The 17,929-nt window shown below is 68.4% G+C and carries 20 protein-coding genes and 2 pseudogenes; 14 read left to right on the top strand and 8 right to left on the bottom strand.

Annotated elements, in window-relative coordinates; genetic code table 11:
* Positions 1 to 497 (top strand): annotated as a pseudogene (locus ACFWPJ_RS07195) (phosphoribulokinase); the annotation flags it as partial.
* Here the strand turns inward: ACFWPJ_RS07195 and ACFWPJ_RS07190 are convergent.
* Complete coding sequence (locus ACFWPJ_RS07190; protein ID WP_378848277.1) at positions 498 to 851, bottom strand: PLD nuclease N-terminal domain-containing protein; 354 nt, start codon at positions 849 to 851, stop codon at positions 498 to 500.
* Positions 852 to 951: 100 nt separating this feature from the next.
* Between ACFWPJ_RS07190 and ACFWPJ_RS07185 the strand changes: the two genes are divergently transcribed.
* Entirely contained in the window at positions 952 to 1,077 is a 126-nt protein-coding gene (locus ACFWPJ_RS07185) for a hypothetical protein (RefSeq protein ID WP_378848274.1), read from the top strand.
* 6 nt (positions 1,078 to 1,083) lie between these two features.
* Here ACFWPJ_RS07185 and dinB read toward each other — a convergent pair whose 3' ends face one another.
* From dinB to ACFWPJ_RS07170, 3 genes are all read right to left on the bottom strand, one after another.
* Positions 1,084 to 2,319, bottom strand: coding sequence for a DNA polymerase IV (gene dinB / locus ACFWPJ_RS07180; RefSeq protein WP_378848271.1), 1,236 nt, complete (start codon positions 2,317 to 2,319; stop codon positions 1,084 to 1,086).
* 33 nt (positions 2,320 to 2,352) lie between these two features.
* A complete protein-coding gene (locus ACFWPJ_RS07175) occupies positions 2,353 to 2,826 on the bottom strand; it encodes a flavodoxin family protein (RefSeq protein ID WP_378848268.1) in 474 nt (157 codons plus the stop codon).
* 103 nt (positions 2,827 to 2,929) lie between these two features.
* The gene (locus ACFWPJ_RS07170) at positions 2,930 to 3,817 is read right to left on the bottom strand and encodes an RNA polymerase sigma-70 factor (protein WP_378848266.1); all 888 of its coding nucleotides are present in this window, start codon (positions 3,815 to 3,817) and stop codon (positions 2,930 to 2,932) included.
* A 176-nt stretch (positions 3,818 to 3,993) separates the two neighbouring features.
* Here ACFWPJ_RS07170 and ACFWPJ_RS07165 point away from each other — a divergent pair, with 176 nt between their 5' ends.
* The 8 genes from ACFWPJ_RS07165 (at position 3,994) to ACFWPJ_RS07130 (ending at position 9,645) form a co-directional block, all read left to right on the top strand.
* Positions 3,994 to 4,371: a BlaI/MecI/CopY family transcriptional regulator gene (locus ACFWPJ_RS07165; protein WP_378848263.1), complete on the top strand. Its 378-nt coding sequence runs from the start codon at positions 3,994 to 3,996 to the stop codon at positions 4,369 to 4,371.
* A gap of 9 nt (positions 4,372 to 4,380) precedes the next feature.
* The gene (locus tag ACFWPJ_RS07160; protein WP_378848260.1) at positions 4,381 to 5,493 is read left to right on the top strand and encodes a winged helix DNA-binding domain-containing protein; all 1,113 of its coding nucleotides are present in this window, start codon (positions 4,381 to 4,383) and stop codon (positions 5,491 to 5,493) included.
* A gap of 60 nt (positions 5,494 to 5,553) precedes the next feature.
* Positions 5,554 to 6,633 carry a dihydrodipicolinate reductase gene (locus ACFWPJ_RS07155; protein WP_378848257.1) on the top strand — a complete coding sequence of 360 codons (1,080 nt, stop codon included), beginning with the start codon at positions 5,554 to 5,556 and terminating at the stop codon, positions 6,631 to 6,633.
* Positions 6,630 to 7,109: a carboxymuconolactone decarboxylase family protein gene (locus tag ACFWPJ_RS07150; RefSeq protein WP_189028763.1), complete on the top strand. Its 480-nt coding sequence runs from the start codon at positions 6,630 to 6,632 to the stop codon at positions 7,107 to 7,109. Before ACFWPJ_RS07155 ends, ACFWPJ_RS07150 begins: the two co-directional genes overlap by 4 nt.
* Before the next feature lie 19 nt (positions 7,110 to 7,128).
* A complete protein-coding gene (locus tag ACFWPJ_RS07145) occupies positions 7,129 to 7,542 on the top strand; it encodes an NUDIX domain-containing protein (RefSeq protein WP_378848254.1) in 414 nt (137 codons plus the stop codon).
* A gap of 75 nt (positions 7,543 to 7,617) precedes the next feature.
* A complete protein-coding gene (locus ACFWPJ_RS07140; protein WP_378848252.1) occupies positions 7,618 to 8,475 on the top strand; it encodes a helix-turn-helix domain-containing protein in 858 nt (285 codons plus the stop codon).
* Entirely contained in the window at positions 8,472 to 9,179 is a 708-nt protein-coding gene (locus ACFWPJ_RS07135; RefSeq protein WP_378848249.1) for a DUF998 domain-containing protein, read from the top strand. Before ACFWPJ_RS07140 ends, ACFWPJ_RS07135 begins: the two co-directional genes overlap by 4 nt.
* Positions 9,180 to 9,279: 100 nt before the next feature.
* Positions 9,280 to 9,645 carry a VOC family protein gene (locus tag ACFWPJ_RS07130; RefSeq protein WP_378848245.1) on the top strand — a complete coding sequence of 122 codons (366 nt, stop codon included), beginning with the start codon at positions 9,280 to 9,282 and terminating at the stop codon, positions 9,643 to 9,645.
* 8 nt (positions 9,646 to 9,653) lie between these two features.
* On the opposite strand, the gene ACFWPJ_RS07125 is transcribed toward ACFWPJ_RS07130, so the two are convergent.
* Both ACFWPJ_RS07125 and ACFWPJ_RS07120 read right to left on the bottom strand, forming a co-directional pair.
* A complete protein-coding gene (locus tag ACFWPJ_RS07125) occupies positions 9,654 to 11,084 on the bottom strand; it encodes an MFS transporter (protein WP_378848242.1) in 1,431 nt (476 codons plus the stop codon).
* A gap of 15 nt (positions 11,085 to 11,099) precedes the next feature.
* Positions 11,100 to 11,903: an acyl-CoA thioesterase gene (locus ACFWPJ_RS07120; RefSeq protein ID WP_378848239.1), complete on the bottom strand. Its 804-nt coding sequence runs from the start codon at positions 11,901 to 11,903 to the stop codon at positions 11,100 to 11,102.
* Between the two features lie 54 nt (positions 11,904 to 11,957).
* Here ACFWPJ_RS07120 and ACFWPJ_RS07115 point away from each other — a divergent pair, with 54 nt between their 5' ends.
* Entirely contained in the window at positions 11,958 to 12,431 is a 474-nt protein-coding gene (locus ACFWPJ_RS07115) for a winged helix-turn-helix transcriptional regulator (RefSeq protein ID WP_378848237.1), read from the top strand.
* 145 nt (positions 12,432 to 12,576) lie between these two features.
* A complete protein-coding gene (locus ACFWPJ_RS07110) occupies positions 12,577 to 13,608 on the top strand; it encodes a fused (3R)-hydroxyacyl-ACP dehydratase subunits HadA/HadB (RefSeq protein WP_378848234.1) in 1,032 nt (343 codons plus the stop codon).
* 21 nt (positions 13,609 to 13,629) lie between these two features.
* Here ACFWPJ_RS07110 and ACFWPJ_RS07105 read toward each other — a convergent pair whose 3' ends face one another.
* Positions 13,630 to 14,247 (bottom strand): short chain dehydrogenase, encoded by a 618-nt coding sequence (locus ACFWPJ_RS07105; protein WP_378848231.1) that lies wholly within the window; start codon positions 14,245 to 14,247, stop codon positions 13,630 to 13,632.
* Here ACFWPJ_RS07105 and ACFWPJ_RS07100 point away from each other — a divergent pair.
* Positions 14,132 to 15,226: pseudogene (locus ACFWPJ_RS07100) on the top strand (helix-turn-helix transcriptional regulator); the annotation flags it as partial. The gene ACFWPJ_RS07105 and the pseudogene ACFWPJ_RS07100 overlap by 116 nt on opposite strands.
* 56 nt (positions 15,227 to 15,282) lie before the next feature.
* Here ACFWPJ_RS07100 and ACFWPJ_RS07095 read toward each other — a convergent pair.
* Positions 15,283 to 17,430, bottom strand: coding sequence for a molybdopterin oxidoreductase family protein (locus ACFWPJ_RS07095; protein WP_378848229.1), 2,148 nt, complete (start codon positions 17,428 to 17,430; stop codon positions 15,283 to 15,285).
* 157 nt (positions 17,431 to 17,587) lie between these two features.
* Between ACFWPJ_RS07095 and ACFWPJ_RS07090 the strand changes: the two genes are divergently transcribed.
* A partial coding sequence (locus tag ACFWPJ_RS07090; RefSeq protein ID WP_378848226.1) for an FAD-dependent oxidoreductase occupies positions 17,588 to 17,929 on the top strand: 342 nt, incomplete at its 3' end.

The following is a 17,929-nucleotide window of genomic DNA, read 5'->3' as shown; positions in this document are numbered from 1 at the left end:
GGTTCTGCGAGGGGTTGCACGGTGCGGCGGTGACCGACGTGGTCAATGTCGCCCGATACACCGATCTGCTGGTCGGCGTGGTGCCGATCATCAATCTCGAGTGGATCCAGAAGGTGTACCGGGACAAGACCCATCGCGGATATTCCAGCGAGGCGGTGATCGATACGATCCTGCGCCGGATGCCCGACTACGTGAAATACATCTGTCCGCAGTTCTCGCGGACGTACGTGAATTTCCAGCGGGTGCCGACCGTGGACACGTCGAATCCGTTCATCGCGCGCAGCATTCCCACGGCCGACGAGAGTTTCGTGGTGATCCGGTTCGCCGACCCGAAGGTGATCGACTTCCCGTATCTGCTGTCGATGCTGCACGATTCGTTCATGTCGCGGCCGAACTGCATCGTGGTGCCCGGCGGGAAGATGGAACTGGCGATGCAGTTGATCTTCACGCCGCTCATCCTGCGGCTGATGGACAAGCGGCCCAAACGATTCGTGTGATCAGGCATGATCCTCGTATAGCTCGGCCTGCTTCCTGAGGGCTTCGCGACGCTGCTGTTCGGCGCGTTCGCGCAGCGAGCGCAGGAAGGCTTCGTCGTCTTCGGGGTTGGTCGCGACATCGCGGCCGGGCCGGTCGTACTCGCTGAAGCGGGTGGTGGACGCGGGCCGCGACGGGGTGATCGGCCTGCCGGCGAACAGCCACAGCAGGGCCCCGATCGTCGGGACGAGGACGACCACGAGCACCCATCCCATCTTCGGCAGATGGCGGATCCCGTCGTCGGGACTGGTGACGATGTCGACCAGGCAATACACCCACAGGGCGAGGGTCAGGAAGCCGAGGACGGCGTAAGGCATGCGCCGACTATCCCATGGCGCCCAGCGTACCTCGGTGGTGGGCCGCCACGGCGGCGAAGGCGGCCTTCGGTTCCCATGCCATGTCGGGGTAGGTGTCACCGTGGCAATCGTGCTGCTGCGCAACGAGTTCGTGCTGCGTGGCGTGCCGACCGCGCCGGACGACGTCCTCGTGGAGATCGTCGACGAGGTGTTTCTGCCGCTGGTCCGGCAGCGCGGACGCGGCTGATCGCGATCAGTCCGGAAGCAGCGGAACCGACAGTCCCTCACCGCTCTTCAGCAGTGCCGCGCGGGTGACGGCGGCGGAACCGAACCGGCGGCGCAGGTCGTCGAGTGTCGCGTCGAGGGTGTTGGCGGCGCGAGGTTCCAGCGGCAGGGTCAGCTGCATGGTGTCGGCGTCGTCGAGATTGGTCAACGACAAGCCGATCAGGGTGATCCCGCGTTCGGCGATGAGCGGCTGGGCGGTGTCGAGCAGCAATCGGGCGGCGTGCCGGATGGACGTGGTCGCGTCGGTCGCCTCCGTCAGGGTGTGCGAGCGGGTCGCGCGGGTGAAGTCGTCGAATCGCAGACGCAGGACGACGGTGCGGCACACCCGGTCGGCGGCGCGCAGGCGGCGGCCGAGGCGGTCGATGAGTCCGTCGAGGTAGGCGGCGATCTCTTCGGGTTCGCGGTGACGGCGACCGAGGGCGCGCTGAGCCCCGATCGATCGTCTGCGTTTCCCGGTCTCCACGCGCCGGGGATCGCGAGCCCAGGACAGGGCGAACAGATGCCGGGCCGCACCGGGCCCGAGGATGGCGCGCAGGTGAGGTTCGCCGAGTTCGGCCAGTTGCCCGACCCGGGTGATGCCGTTGGCGTGCAAGGTGGCGGCGGTGACCGCGCCGACACCCCATAATCGCTCGACCGGCAACGGGTGCAGGAACTCCAGTTCCCGGCCCGGCTCCACCAGGCGCAGCCCGTCGGGTTTGGCGACGGCCGAGGCCACCTTCGCGAGGAACTTGTTGCGCGCGATACCGACCGAGATCGGCAGGCCCACCCGGCTGCTGACCTCCGCCCGCAAAGCGCGGGCGATCTCGATCGGCTCACCTCTGATCCGCCGCAAGCCACCCACGTCGAGGAACGCCTCGTCGATCGAGATCCCCTCCACGATCGGGGTGGTGTCGCCGAACACCGCGAACACCGCCTTGCTCGCCTCGGCATAGGCCGACATCCGCGGCGGCACGACCACCGCGTGCGGGCACAACCGCAACGCCTGTCCCGCGTTCATCGGAGTCCGGATCCCGAACGCCTTTGCCTCATAACTCGCGGCCAGTACCACCCCGCCGCCCACGATCACCGGCTTGCCGCGCAACCACGGCTGATCACGCTGCTCGACCGAGGCGTAGAAGGAATCCAGGTCGGCGTGCAGGATCGACGCCTCGGCGCGGGACTGGATGCGCGGGCGGCGCGGGGCGGCGGAATCGGACACGAACATATGTTCGCATCGGGGTACGACGAAAACGGGTCCTCAGGCCGTGGTGGTGGTCTTGGCCCGCAATTTCTCGGCGAACGTGCGGGCCGCGGCGATGTCGGTGGCGTCGGGGTGGCCTTTGCGGATGCCGCCGACGAGGCGCAGTGGCAGCCAGGTGTCGTAGCCGCGGCAGCCGAAGAGGTCGATCACGTCGAAGCCCTTCTTCTCGATGCCGCGGGTCAGGGTGCGGGTGTAGCGGCGGAAGGGTGGTTCCGGGAATCCGCTGGTGCGGAACACGAACGCTGCGCCGCGGTGCGCGACCGGCAGCGCGGCGATGAACCGGCGCAGCTCCGGGTGGAATCTCATGTTGTAGATGCCCGATCCGAAGCCGACGAGGTCGTAGCCGGCGAGTTCGGCCGGGTCGATGTCGCCGGGGGCGACGACGCGGGCGCCGAGCACCTCGGCCATGGTCTCGGCGACGCGCTGGGTGTTGCCGTACGACACCGATGTGCACACGATGACGACCTTCATGCGGGTGGTCCTTTCGTTCCGCTTCTGTGCTGGACACTCTCGGAGACACCGCCCGAACCATGAGCGTGACAACGCGCTGCTGTGTTCCCGGTCACAGTAAGGGTCAGTGCAGGTCGGCGGCGATATCGAGGGTGCGCGGCACGTCGACGGACTGCAGTTTGTCGGGGTTGCGGATCGCGTACAGGCCGGTGATGGAGTCCTCGGTCAGTTCGACCACCAGCACGGTGTCGAGCTCGCCGTCCCCGGTTCGCGCCAACACCGCGGGCATCGCGTTGACACTGCCGAATTCGACTGCCACGCCTGCCATCGAGTTCTGTGCCAGCCCGATGAGGAACCGTGCGACCGGCTCGGCGCCGACGATCGGGCGGCGCGCGGCGCTGACGCGGCCACCGCCGTCGGAGATCTGGACGACATCGGGAGCGAGCACCTCCATCAGGGCGCCCACGTCACCGGTGTTGGCGGCCAGCAGGAAGCGCCTGATCACCGCACGGCTGGTGTCGGAGTCGGGTTCGAACCGCCGGCGGCGGGCCGCGACGTGCGCGCGGGCCCGGTGCGCGATCTGACGGACGGCGGTATCGGTCTTGCCGATCATGTCCGCGATCTCGCCGTGGCTGTGCCCGAATACCTCCGACAGCACGAACACCGCCCGCTCGGTGGGGCCGAGGGTTTCCAGCACGAGCAGCATGGCCATCGACACCGACTCGGCCAACAGCATGTCGTGCCCGGCGTCGGGGGTGGTGCGGATCGGTTCGGGTAGCCAGGTGCCGACGTAGTCCTCGCGGCGGCGGCGCACCGCCCGGAGGTGGTTGATCGCCTGCCGGGTGACGATCTGCACCAGGTAGGCGCGCGGATGCGTCACCTCGGTCGCGTCGCGCCAGCGAAGGTAGCTGTCCTGCAACACATCCTCGGCATCGACGGCACTGCCCAGGATCTCGTAGGCGATCGTGAACAGCAGCGGCCGGAAGGTGTCGAACGGGTCCGGTTCGGTCATCGGGCCACCCCTGCGCAACTCATCCGCCGATGATTTCGCGAGACGGCGAGTCGGTGCAACCACCCCACCTCGCACGTCATGCCGCGAGCGGTTGCCCAGCGGTAACCCCTCACCTGGACCGTGCCGGTACTGTGAAGCCGGTTTCAGCGAGGCGGCGATGAGGGAGTCGGTAGGCGGTGCGTGGTTTCGGGGATCTCGAAGCGGTGCTGATGGACCGTCTGTGGGATCGCGATGTGGATTCGACGACGGTGCGTGAGTTGTTCGACGAGCTCGCCGCCGAGCGCGACATCGCCTACACCACGGTCATGTCGACCATGGACAACCTGCACCGCAAAGGCTGGCTGGCCAAGGAACGCGACGGCCGCGCCTACCGGTACTGGCCCACGATGACGCGCGAGGAACACAGCGCCCAGCTCATGCACGAGGCGCTGGGCATCGGCGGCCGATCCGATCTCGTGCTCAGCCACTTCGTCGACCGGATCAGCGACGACGAATTCGCGGGCTTGCGGGCGGCGCTGCGGCGGGTTGCCACACGCCGCAACGAGGAGAACTAGGGGGCGGGCGTGCTCGAAGTCGGGTGGGATCAGGTTTTCGCGTGGCGGCTGGGCAGGCAGTTCGTCACCGAGCCGACAGCGGACGGAGCCGAGGCCGTCGCGCGCAGGCTCGCCGGTGTGCAGGCGCAGGTCGTCTCGGCGGCGGAGACCGCGGTCGCGCTGCGCAGCGGTGTCGCCGGGCAGGACGCGGTGGCCGACGCGCTCGCGGCCGGCTCGCTGGTCAAGACGTGGGCGATGCGCGGCACCCTGCACGCGATGGTGCCCGAGCAGGCCGCGGCGGCGCTGTCGCTGATCGGGTCGGCGCGGACATGGGAGAAACCGTCCTGGCAGAAGGCCTTCGGCGCGACCCCGGATCAGGTGACGGCCTTGGTCGCGGCGGTGTCGAAGATTCTCGCCGATCAGGTCCTGACTCGCGACGAGCTCGTCGAGGCCGTCCTGACCGAGCCAGGTTTCGCCCACCTCGGCGAGCAGTTGCGTTCCGGCTGGGGTGCGGTGCTCAAGCCGCTGGCCTGGCAGGGCGCGCTGTGCCATGGCCCGGCGCGCGGCACCAAGATCACCTTCACCAGCCCGGCGCACCTGATTCCCGGCTGGACCGGCGTGCCGGAACCGGACGCCGCCGCGCGGACGCTGATCAGCGCCTATCTCAGCGCCTACGGTCCGGGGACGCCGGAAGCGTTCGATGCTTGGCTCAGCCGCAACAGCCTGCGCAAGACCGTCGTGCGTGGCTGGTTCACGGAGATGGGTGATGCGCTGACCCCGGTGACCGTCGAGGGCCGGACCGGCTGGCTTCCCACCGAGTTCGTCGACGAGCTCGCCACCGCCACACTCGACGGCGCGATCCATCTGCTCGGCCCGTTCGACCAGTACATCCTGGGCCCCGGCACCTCCGACACCGCGGTTCTGCCCGCCGAGCATCGCGCGAAGGTGAGCAGAACGGCGGGCTGGATCTCCCCGCTGGTGCTGGTGGACGGCCGGGTCGCGGGAACCTGGGACCGGGTCGACGACGAGGTGGTCGTCTCGATGTTCGGCGCGGGCCGATTCCCGAAACGAGCGCTGTCCGCGGCCGCGGATCGCCTCGCGGAGGCGCTCGGCGACACCGCGCTCACGGTGCGCGAAGGCTGACCTCGAACCGGGATCCCAGATATCCCGGACACCGAACCAAGCGCTTGCTACGCTCGCGCGATGATCCCCACGATCGTCTGGGGCACCGGCAATGTCGGCCGAGCGGCCATCCGTGCCGTGGCTGCCCACCCGGCGCTGGAACTCACGGGGGTGCTGGTGCACAACCCTGACAAGGTCGGCCGTGACGCCGGTGCACTCGCCGGACTCGACTACGGACTAGGGGTGCCCGCGTCCGCGGATATCGGCGCACTGCTCGCCGCCGGTCCGCGCGCGGTCGTCTACGCGGCCTCCGGCGACATCCGCCCCGATGACGCGCTCGCCGACATCGTGCGCGCGATCCGTGCGGGCGCCGTCGTCGTCACCCCGGCTCTCTACGCGCTTTACGACCCGGTCAACGCCCCCGCCGAGATCCGCGACCCGGTAGTGGAAGCCATTGCCGCCGGCGGTGGTTCGCTGTTCGTCTCCGGAGTCGATCCCGGCTGGGGCAACGATGTGTTGCCGCTGTTGATCAGCGGGCTCGGCACCACCGTGGATGGGGTGCGCTGCCAGGAGATCTTCGACTACTCCACCTACGACCAACCCGACTCGGTGCGGTATCTGGTCGGCATGGGTCAGCCGATGGACTATCAGCCGCCGATGCTGCTGCCCTCGGTCCCGACGATGGTGTGGGGCGGGCAGATTCGGCTGATGGCCAGGGCGCTCGGCGTCGAACTCGACGAGATCCGCGAGACCCTGGATCGGCGTGCACTCGATGCGACCGTGCAGACGGTGCAGATGGGCGAGTTCGAGGCGGGCACACAGGGCGCGGTGCGGTTCGAGGTGCAGGGCATCGTCGACGGCGAACCGCGCATCGTGATCGAGCATGTCACCCGCATCCATCCGAGCTGCGCGCCGGACTGGCCGACACCTCCGGACGGTGACGGCGCGCATCGGGTGATCATCGAGGGCACGCCACGCATCGAGGTCAGTGTCGAGGCCACCGATGAAGGCGGCAACCGTTCGGCCGGCGGAAACGCTACGGCGGTGGGCCGATTGGTCAATGCCATCGACTGGCTCGTCGACGCCGAACCGGGAATCTACGACGCACTCGATGTGCCGCTGCGGGCCGCGGTCGGCAAACTCGGAAGGAAATCGCCATGATCATCGACATTCCCGAGGGCAAGGACCCCATCGGTTACGTCTGGGGCGAGATGGTGCCCGGCATCGGCGTGGCCGCCGCGGCGTTCTCGCTGTCGGTCTACGAACACTCGACCCTCGGGCTGCGCGAGTTCGAGGCGGCGCGGCTGCGCATCGCCCAGATCAACGGGTGCCTGTTCTGTCAGGACTGGCGCACCGAACGGGACGGACAGAAGGTCGAACCGGAGTTCGCCGACGCCGTCACCAACTGGCGCACCACCGATCGGTTCGACGAGCGGGCCAGGCTCGCCGCCGAGTACGCCGAACGCTACGCCACCGACCATCACGGCCTGGACGACGAATTCTGGGCCAGGATGTTCGAGCACTACACCCAGGCCGAACTGGTCGAACTGAGCATGAGCATCGGGTCCTGGCTCGCCTTCGGCCGCCTCAACCGGGTCCTCGGCCTGGATACCGTCTGCGTCCTGCCAGGTCACTGACCGCGATAGGCTGCGGGCCGTGGTGGACTCTCCGGTACAGCAGCTGATCGACACGGTGGCCTGGGTACTGATCGAGGACGGGCGCATCCTGTGCGCCCGCCCCCGGGGCAAGGACGTGTTCTTCATTCCCGGCGGTAAACGGGAAGGCGCCGAAACCGACCTGCAGACCTTGGTCCGTGAGGTCGCCGAGGAACTGACCGTGGACCTTGCCGCCGACAGCGCCGTCCACGTAGGCACCTACGAGGCCGCGATCGCCGATGGCCACGCCACCGTCGTCCGGATGGCGTGCTACACCGCCGACTATCGCGGCGTGCTCACCGCGAGCAGCGAGATCGACGCCTTGGCCTGGTTCGGCTACCACGACCGTGCTCTGGTCCCGCCGGTCGACCAGCTCCTCTTCGACGACCTCGCCGCGGCGGGTTCCCTACGGTGACCGGGCGATAGCCACCATCGCCGTGTTGCGTGTGGGTGCTGCGCAGAGTTTTCACGTTTCCGTAGCCTGGACCGGGTGGGAGTTGCGGATATCGGCTGCGGGCCTGGAACTGGTTGGGATTTCGCGGGTCCGTCCGCGGCCGCGCCGTCAGGTGCCGCGATCATCGGATACCGCGATGTGAGTGGGGCTGGGTTGGACTTGCGGGTTGCCGCGACGACGGCGGTCGCCGTGGTGATCGAGTTCGGGGGACGCGAACTGATTGTCGACGACGCTGGTGGGCGGCAGGCATTGGGCGGGTTCGTCGTGGGACTTCCCATGGCGGCCATGCGCATTCGTAGCAGGCGGGCCGAGTGCGTGGAGGTTCGCTTGTCACCGATCCGGGCGCACTCCCTGTTGGGTATTCCCGCACCCGATCTGGGCCGTGGCGTCGTCCCGCTGGAGGACCTGTGGGGATCCGAGGTTCGGCGACTACGGGAGCAACTCGCGGACGCCGGGAGCTGGGAAGAACGGTTCGCACTGACGACATCGTTTCTGGCGCAGTGCGACAGGCCGACGCGGACGCCGGATCCCGAGGTGATCGCCGCCTGGCATCGCCTACTCGCCTCCGGTGGCCAGGTGAAGGTCGGCGAGCTCGCCGAATCCCTCGGCTGGAGCCGTAAACGGCTGTGGGCGAGGTTCGAATCCCAGATCGGTCTGACACCCAAGCGGGCGGCGATGCTGGTCCGATTCCGGTGCGCGGTGGTCGGTTTGCTGGCGGGCAGGCCCGCCGCCGACGTCGCCGCGGTGTGTGGGTACACCGATCAGGCTCATCTGTGCCGGGATGTGGCGATCTTCGCGGACCGCACACCGGGGGCGCTGAACGCGGACGATCTGCCTGTCATCGCCCTGGATCGGTACCGGGCCTGGGGAACATTTTTCCAATCTCCGGGGTGACCGATCGGTCGATAGTGGTGTTCATGGAAGCCTCAACACAAAGTGCTGGAGAGCAGTCGGCGGCGACGAGACTGCTGCTGGCTTGCGGTGTCATCGCTCCGCTGCTCAACAGTGTCGTCATTCTCGTCCTCGGGGCCATCCGCCCTGACTACAACGCCTGGGTAGTCCCCGACAGCAACCTCGAACTGGGGCCTGGCGGGTGGATGCAGATAACCAACTACATCGTCACCGGAGCGCTCCTGCTCGCTTTTGCCATCGGGATGAGGCGGCTTCCGCGCACAGGACGTGGTTCCACCTGGGGGCCCATCCTGCTCGGCATCTATGGCTTCACCTTCGTCGCCATCGGTCCTATCCTTCCCGACCCGTCGCTGGGTTACCCAGCCGGAGCGTCGGAAGCGCTCACCGTTCACGGCGCCATTCATAGTCTCCTCGGTCTGGTTCAGTTCACTGCGCTGACTGTGGCTTGCTTCGTGCTGGCACGGCGCGACGAGTCGCTCGGAAGTCGCGGCTGGTCCCGGTATTCGGTTGCCACCGGCCTGCTGGTCGCCACCTCTTATGTCGCCTTCGTCCTCACCGCCAAATTGGTAGATGGGGGACCGGCGGGTCTCATCGAACGGATCGGGATCATTGCCGGCGGCTTGTGGGTTGCCCTGTTGGCGATCCGCCTGATGAGCAGACCGGTCCCACGCGTGTCTGTCGAATAGATGGATCTGTCAGAGCTCGCCGTTCCTCGTGGTCCGTGAAGGTGTCGTGCCGGAGCGGTACCGTGACGTTCACACCGTCGGATGTCCGGGAGGTCTGCTTGTGATCACGCACGTCAGCCACGCGGTGATGTACGTCGCCGACCAGGCGGCATCACTGAAGTTCTATACCCAGCAGCTGGGTTTCGAAATCGTGCGCGACGAGGAGATGTTCCCCGGCGCGCGGTGGATCGAGGTCGTTCCACCGGGTGTTCAGACCTCGATCGTCCTGTCCGCTGCCGCGGCGTTCGACAAACGCCCCGGCGAGGGCGCCTACCTGCACTTTTCCTGCGACGACATCCACGCCACCCGGGAGCAGCTGTCAGCCGCCGGGGTCGATGTCAGCGAGGTGACCACCGAGCCGTGGGGCACCTACATCACGGCCACCGACCCCGACGACCACCGGGTCATGATCGCCCAACTCCAGTAGCTGCTGGGTTACCGGTTCGGTTGCGGTACCAGACTGGGCTCTTGCTGATCGACCGGTTTCGGGGCCGGTGTCATCGGGCGGATGCCGAGGCCGATGACACCGGCCAGAACGGCAACGGCGGCGGTGACGTACCAGGCGCGCTGGAAGGCGTCGAGAGTGGCCGCCGGGGTGGTGGGTGAGCCGAGCAGGGCGACGAGGATCGCCACACCGACTGCGAGGCCGAGCTGGCGGGCCATGCTCAGTACCGCGGTGCCGGTCGCGAAGCGGTGCGGGGTAAGGGTTCCCGCACCGGCCGCGAACGCGGTGGGCAGGGTCAGGCCGACGCCGAGGCCGGTGAGCAGCATGCCGCCGAGCATGCCGGACACGTAGTCCGGCGCGAGTTCGGCCGCGCGCGCCCACCACAGCAGGCCGCCACCGAAGGCCAGCCCGCCCGCGGCGATCACGGGGCCCGCGCCGATGCGGTTGATGAGCTTGCCCGCAGCGATCGCCACGAACGGCACGACCAGGGGTCCCGGCGCGATCGCCGCGCCGGTCTGCAGCGCCGACCATCCCCACACGTTCTGCGCCCACAGCGTGACCGACAGCAACATCCCCGCGAACGCGATCTGGAACACGAGCGAATTCGCGGTCGCCAGACTGAAATTCGGGGCACGCAACAGCGCGGGGTCAACCACCGGGCTGTGGTGGCGGGCCGAGGACCAAGCGAACACCACGCCGAGTACGACGGCGACCGCGAACGTGGCCAGGACACCGGGCGACGTCCAGCCCCACTCGGGCCCCTGGACCACGGCCAGGATGGACGACCCGACCGCGCCGATCAGCGCCCCCGCACCCAGCAGGTCAGGCAGCGGACCGTGCTCGGCGGGCGGACGCGGCAGTGTGCGCACACCGATGACCAAGGCCACCAACCCGATCGGCACGTTCACCAGAAACACCCAGCGCCAGTCGAGCTCGACGAGCAGGCCACCGATCACCGGCCCGAGCGCGGCGCCGAGACCACCGAACGCGACCCACAACCGGACCGCGCCCGCCCGCCGCTCCGGTGGCGTCGCGGCCAGGACCAAGGCCAGCGAGGACGGCGTCAGCAACGCACACCCGACGGCCTGGACGACGCGGAAACCGACGAGCGACTCCACATTCCACGCGAACGCGCACAGTGCCGAACCGAGCACGAACACCGCGAGCCCGGCCAGGAAAGTCGCCCGATTGCCGTTGCGGTCACCGAGGCGACCGGCGGGAACGAGCAGGGCGGCGAACACGATCGCATACAGGTTGAGCACCCAGGACAACGCGGTGAGCCCCGCACCCAGGTCGGTGGCCATAGCGGGCATGGCGACATTGACGATGAACAGGTCCAGACTCGACAGCAGGACACCGGTCGAGACGACGGCGAGCACCAGCCGGGGATCGGTGGCACGCTCGGCGGCAACGGAATTCATGCGGCAAGCTCCCGATCAGCCGAGGACGCGGCGGGTTTGGCGGGCGGTGGCGAGCAGGACGCCGTCGCGGTCCCAGATGTCGGTGTCGTCGACGGACCAGCCGTCACCGGTGCTGACATTCGCGGCACGCACCAGCACCGGCGCGGCGCCGATCCCGGCGAGGTCGGTGTGCAGCTGCAGCGACAGCGTGACGGTGGGGACCGCGACCGGCGCGGTGAGCAGCGGGAACAGGCCGGGCGGTAGCGCGTCGGCGAGGACGGCCAGGCTCGGCGCGTCGACCGCCAGCGCCGGGTCGAGCGCGATCCAGGCACACATCATCGCCTCGTCCGCACCGCTGAGCGGCAGCGGTCCCGCGGCTGGACGGATCGCGAAATGCGCTCCGACCGGGACGATCTCGGGCGGGAGCTGGAACGGCGCGCAGTCCTGCGGTGCGGCGACAACCGGCGCGGGGCGGGCGCTGTGCGCGGTGATTCCGGAGGCAGCGGTCGCGCCGAGAGTGACCGTGGCCGCGGCGACCGGTGTGCCGTTCTGTTCGGCGAGGACGTCGAGGATCGTCGTACTGCGCCCGACGGTGTGTTCGGTGGCGCTCAGGGTGAACGAGCCGGTGGCGGGGCGGCCCAGGAATCGCACGTCGGCGGCGCGTACCGGGAAGTCGCGGGTACTCGCCCGCTGGGCGGTCTCGATCAGCAGGCCGGCGAGTGTGCCGCCGTGTGGGCCGGTCCAGCCGCGCCAGGAATCGTCGACCTCGGCGTGCCAACGCCCGGATCCGGTGGCGGTGAGGGCGAATTCGGCCCCGAACCGCCCAGTGAGTTTCATCATGCAACTCACCGTAGGCGGGTGAGTTCTTTCATGCAACCGACTATGCTCGGGGGTATGCGACGCACCAGCTTCGAGGACATGAACTGCTCCCTGGCCCAATGCCTGGAAGTGGTCGGTGAATGGTGGACGCTGCTGATCGTGCGCGACGCGCTGTTCGGGGTGACCCGCTTCGACGAGTTCCGCGAACGCCTCGGCATCGCCCGCAACGTCCTCGCCCAGCGTCTGGACGGGCTGGTCGAGCACGGGATCATGACCAAGGAGCCCTACCAGGACAACCCGGTCCGCTATGACTACCGGCTCACCGCCAAGGGCCGTTCGCTGTGGCAGGTGGTGACCGCGATGCGGCAGTGGGGCGACGAATGGGCCGCGCCCAACGGAGCACCGGTGGTGGCGGTGCACCGCGGCTGCGGGCACGTCGCCACCGTCGAACCGGTGTGCTCGCACTGCGGGGAACGCGTCCTTGGCCGGGACCTGACCCCGGTCGACGGTCCCGGTGCGGGCGAGATCTCGCTGCTCCGGTCCCGCTGAGGACCGGTCGCCCGATTCGGCGGGGCCGCGCATCGGGCGAGAACTGCGCGAGACGCGGCTGTGAAGTGTGCCAAGGTGTGCGCGGTCCGGCCGTGATTCCGATAGCCTGCCGGGTGTCCGTTCCCCGAACGAAGGTGATCCAAAAGTGACTTCCGTGGTCGATGCCCCTGATATCGCGTCGAAGGTAGGGCACTACTACCGGGTCGATGACGTCTACGAGGTCGGCCGCGAGAAAATCCGCGAATACGCCCGCGCGGTGCAGGACTTCCACCCCGCGCACTGGGAGGACGACGCGGCGGTCGCGCTCGGCTACCCGGGCCTGGTCGCCCCGCTGACCTTCGTCTCCATCCCGGCGATGGCCGCCAATCGTCTGCTGTTCGAGTCGGTGGTCGTCGGCTACGACATGTTCGTGCAGACCGAGCAGGTCTTCGAGCAGCACAAGCCGATCGTCGCCGGCGACCGGCTCGTCGTCGACGTCGAGCTGTCCTCGGTGCGCCGGATCGCGGGCAAGGACCTGATCACCGTCACCAACACCTTCGCCGACGAATCCGGCGAGACCGTGCACATCATGCACACCACGGTCGTCGGCATCGCCGGCGACGGCGTGGACCCCGAGATCACGAGCGCCGTCGAGAACGTGATGGTGCACGGCGTGAAGGTGTTCGGCAACGGCGACGCTCAGCACGCCGGCGAGACACCGCTGCGCCCGGAAGGCGAGATCCGGCTCTCGGCCGACGGCGTGGCGCGTGTTCCGGGCACGGCCCTGTCCTTCGACGAGTTGACCGTCGGTGCCGAACTCCCGATCCGCGACGCGCGCCTGTCGCGCGGCGACCTCGTCAACTACGCGGGCGTCTCCGGTGACGGCAACCCGATCCACTGGGACGAGAGCATCGCCCGCCTGGCCGGCCTGCCCGACGTGATCGCCCACGGCATGCTCACCATGGGACTGGGCGCGGGTTTCGTCTCCACCTGGTCCGGCGACCCGGGCGCGGTCACCCGCTACGGCGTGCGCCTGTCGAACTACACGATCGTCGACAGCCAGGGTGGCGAGATCGAGTACACCGGCCGGGTGAAGTCGCTCGACCCCGAGACCAGGACCGCGGTGATCGCGATCGTCGCCAAGTCCGGCGGCCGCAAGATCTTCGGCCTGGCGACCACCACCCTGCGTTTCCGCTGAGTTCGCCGCGGTGAGCCCGGGTCACCAGGCGACCGGGCTCACCTTTTTCGACCCCCTCACAGCGAGCGTACGGCCGTGGGCGGCGCCTTCCACTCCGTCCAGGTAGACCTGGGCGACATCGGCGACGGGGGTACCGTCGGCCGGATCCATGCCCAGGCCGAGGAGGGTTTCGCGCACCCAGCCGGGGCTGACGGTATTCAGGCGAACGCCCCGCGGCATCTCGGTCGCCGCGGCATGCACGAACGCCTCAATACCCGCGTTGACCAGATAGCCGAGTGAGCTGCCCGGGACGGGCTCGGCGAACCGGCCGCTGGTGAGGGTCACCGATCCGCCGTCCCGGACGTGAGCGAGTGCTCGCCGGAGCAGGTTCACCTGTCCGAAGAGTTTTCCGTCGAAACCGCTCCAGAATTCCGAGTCCGACGCGGCATTCAGCGGTGTCAGTCCGCCGCTCGCGGCACAGCACACCACCGCGTCCACTTCTCCGACCTCCGCGAACAGGGCGTCGATCGTCGCGGCATCTGCCATGTCCACCCGCACCGGTCCACGGCGTGCGGCACGCACTACCTCATGGCGCGCAGCCAAGCTATCGGCGACGGCGCTGCCGATGGTCCCCGTCGCACCGATCACCAGAATCTTCATCGCGTGTCCTTCTCATCGGGTCCAGATCGTGGTTGGTCTGCCGAAAGACAGCCTGCAACGGTGGGCATGCTGGACCCAGACCCCTGCCGGATGTACACCGGTGGCAACTACATCTGACAGGTGCAGGCTCGACTGTCGCGGATCCGCGACACTGGTACGGATGAGCAGACAGACAGAACTGGGCGAGTTCTTGCGATCGCGGCGGGCAAGGCTCCAGCCGGACGACGCTGGACTTCCCAGCTACGGCGGACGCCGCCGGGTGCCTGGCCTGCGTCGCGAGGAGCTTGCTCAGCTCGCCGGGGTAAGCGCCGGCTACTACACCCGTCTCGAACAGGGGCAAAGCCCCAATGCCTCGGATGCTGTTCTCGACGCAGTCGCCCGCGTCCTGCGTTTGGACGAGGCCGAGCGTGCGCACCTGTACTCCCTGGCCCGGCCGAAGCCCAAGACCCGCCGCCGGACGGTCAAGCCCGAGCAAGTGCGGCCTGGGGTAAGACTCATGATCGAGTCCTTCGGGGACGTGCCCGCCCTCGTGATGGGACGCTTCGTCGACGTTCTCGCGTGGAACCCGATGGCACACGCTCTGCTGGCCGGCCATGTCGATTTCGATGCGCCGAACCGCCTAGACGACCGCCCGAACATCGCCCGCATGATGTTCCTCGACCCCCACACGCGTGAGTTCTATGACGACTGGCCCAGCAAGGCCAGATCCACCGTCGCCGACCTGCGACAGATCGCCGGGCAACACCCCGGCGCCCCCGCTCTGCGCACCCTGATCGGCGAACTCACTCTCGGAAGCCCCGAGTTCGCGAAACTGTGGGCCGCGCACACGGTGGGTGACTGCGGCGCCACCACTCGCACGTACCACCATCCCACCGTAGGCACCATGGCGCTCATGACCGAGTTCATGACCCTCCCGAACGACGAGGGACAGCGTGTGGCCGTGTTCAATGCCGAACCAGGCTCACCCTCCGACGCCGCCCTACGGATCCTCGCCAAGCTGACCGCTTCCGATGAGTTCGCCGAGGTGAGCCCGGATCACCGGGCAGCCGGGCTCACTTTGACCCACGTGTTGTTGACCGCCGCCGCGCCGGAGAACGGTTCGGTGCGGGCGGGGTCGTGCAGCAGGTTGACATTGGCGCCCGGCTGGGCGGCGGCCACGGTCCAGCCGACGCCGGGTTCGTGATGACCCCAGCCGTGCGGGATCGCGACCACGCCGGCGCGGATGTCGTCGCTGATCTCCACCGGCACCACGATCGATCCGACCGTGGACTCGACGGTCACCTGGTCACCGTCGGTGAGGCCGCGTTCGGTGGCGTCGCCGGGGTGCATGAGCACGGTGCAGCGGTCGCGTCCCTTCATCATCGACGGGATGTTGTGCAGCCACGAGTTGTTGCTGCGCAGGTGGCGGCGGCCGATGAGTTGCAGGTCGTAGCCGGGGGTCATCGCCGTGTCGGCGCCGTCGACGACCTCGCGCACGGCGGCCAGGAAGTCCGGTGGCGCGAGCTGTACCTTGCGGTCTTTCGTCCCGATCAGCTCGCGCAACCGCGGCACCAGCGGGCCGAGGTCGACACCGCCGACGCTCTCGCGAATCCTGTTGGCCGTCAGACCTTTCCGTCCCCGTCGTAGCACACCGTAGGGTCCTGCCGCGATAGCCGCGGCGGTCAACCGCATCGGGCTGAACAGTTCGAAGACGCCGGTGAGTGCGCGCCCGGTGAGCCGCCGTGCGGGCAGCGGCACGAGTTCGGTCACCAGTCGCGCGAGGATCTGCCAGTCCTCGAGGCTGTCGGCGGGTGGTTCGAAGACGGCGGCGTCGAATCGGGCGTTGTTGCGCACGCTGAACACCGGGAACAGCAGGTTGATCTCCTCGCGCTCCAACGGTGAGGTCGGCGGCAGGATGATGTCGGCGTGCCGGGTGGTCTCGGTGATGTACATGTCGACGGCGACGTAGAAGTCCAGCGATTCCAGTGCTGCGTCGAGCCGACCACCCTGTGGTGTGGACAGCACCGGGTTGCCCGCGTAGGTGATCATCGCCCTGATCCGGTCTGATCCGTCGGCGAGGATGTCCTCGGCCAGCACCGTCACCGGCAGCTCGCTGCGGAAGGACTTGTGGGTGCCGGACCGGTCGGTCCACGCGCCGTAGCCCATCGGCAGGTACTTGCCGTAGCGGGGGGCGTCGACCGGTGGGGTCGTGAACATCTGGCCGCCCGCGCGGTCGAGGTTGCCGGTGACGGCGTTGATCGTGTTCACCAGCCAGTGCGTGAGCGTGCCGGTGACCTGCAGGCATACCCCGATCCGTGCGTAGAGCACCGCCGACGGCGCTGCCGCGTGGTCGCGGGCAAGGCGCCGGATGGTGTCGGCGTCGATGCCGGCGTGGGGCGCCATCCGCTCCGGTGATGTCGTCGCGACCAGCTCGGCCAGCTGGTCCCAGCCGGTGCATTGCGCGCGTACCGCCCGCTCGTCGCACAGTCCCTCGGTGACCAGCACGTGCAGCATCGCCAGCAGCAGGTAGATGTCGCCGCCGGGCCGCACCGCCACGTGCTCGTCGGCCAATCGCGCGGTTTCGGTGCGCCGCGGGTCGATCACGACGACCGTGCCGCCACGTTTCCTGACCTCCTTGATGCGCAGCTTCGCCCCCGGCATGGTGGTGATCGACCCGTTGGACACGGCCGGGTTGGCGCCGAGCACCACCAGCCGGTCGGTGCGGTCGATATCGGTCACCGGCATGAGCACGTTGGCGCCGAACATCCGCCACGCGACGAATTCCTGCGGGAACTGGTCGATCGAGGAGGCGGAGAAGAAATTGCGGGTCAGCAGCGCTGCTCGCAGCAGGGCGCCGTAGATCACCGAGGAACTGTGCGCGGCGGGGTTGCCCATGTACATCCCGATCGCGCTGGCACCGTGTGCCGACCGCACCGCTCGCAATCGGTGCCCGATCTCGCGGAACGCCTCGTCCCAGCCGATCGGTTCGAACGAGTCACCGACCCGGCGGACGGGTGTGCGCAACCGGTCGGGGTCGTGGTGCAGCCCGCCCATCGCGGTCGCTTTCGGGCAGATGTAGCCCTTGGACAGCACGTCCTCGGGATTGCCTTCGATGCGTGCGACCTGCTCGCCCTCGACCGTCACCAGAATCCCGCAGTGTGCCTCGCACAGTGTGCACTGCCGCGCAATCGTCCTGCTGTCCACCGCTTCCCCGCCTTTCGCCGAACCGCTCGACCCACGCTATCCCGGTCGGCCCACCCGGCAGATCCGTCCACGGTCGGAGATTTCGCGTCACACCTGTCACAAGATCCGGTGCGGCGGCGTCTTGTGTCCGACGAGTCAGTCGAGGAGAGGTCGGACAATGAAGGTAGTGGTAGTCGGCGCCGGGTACGCGGGCACGATGGCAGCGAACCGGCTCGCCAAGAGGGCGAAGTCCACCGAGATCACGGTGCTCAATCAGCGATCGGAGTTCGTCGAACGGGTGAGGTTGCATCAGCAGGTCGCCGGGACAGGCAGTGTCGCGGCACCGTTGGGATCGGTGCTGCGGGACGGGATCGACTGGCGGGTCGGGACCGTCGACAAGGTCGGGGACGGGAGTGTGGTGCTCACCGACGGGCAGGTCATCGGCTTCGACTACGCGGTGCTGGCCGTCGGCAGCACGGTCTCGCCACTGCCGGGCACCGTTCCGGTCGGTGTCTGGGAG

The organism is Nocardia sp. NPDC058497, assembly GCF_042720195.1.
Taxonomy (GTDB): Bacteria; Actinomycetota; Actinomycetes; order Mycobacteriales; family Mycobacteriaceae; genus Nocardia.
The sequence above is the reverse complement of the archived record's forward strand: the minus strand, read 5'-3'. Positions and strand labels throughout refer to the sequence as shown.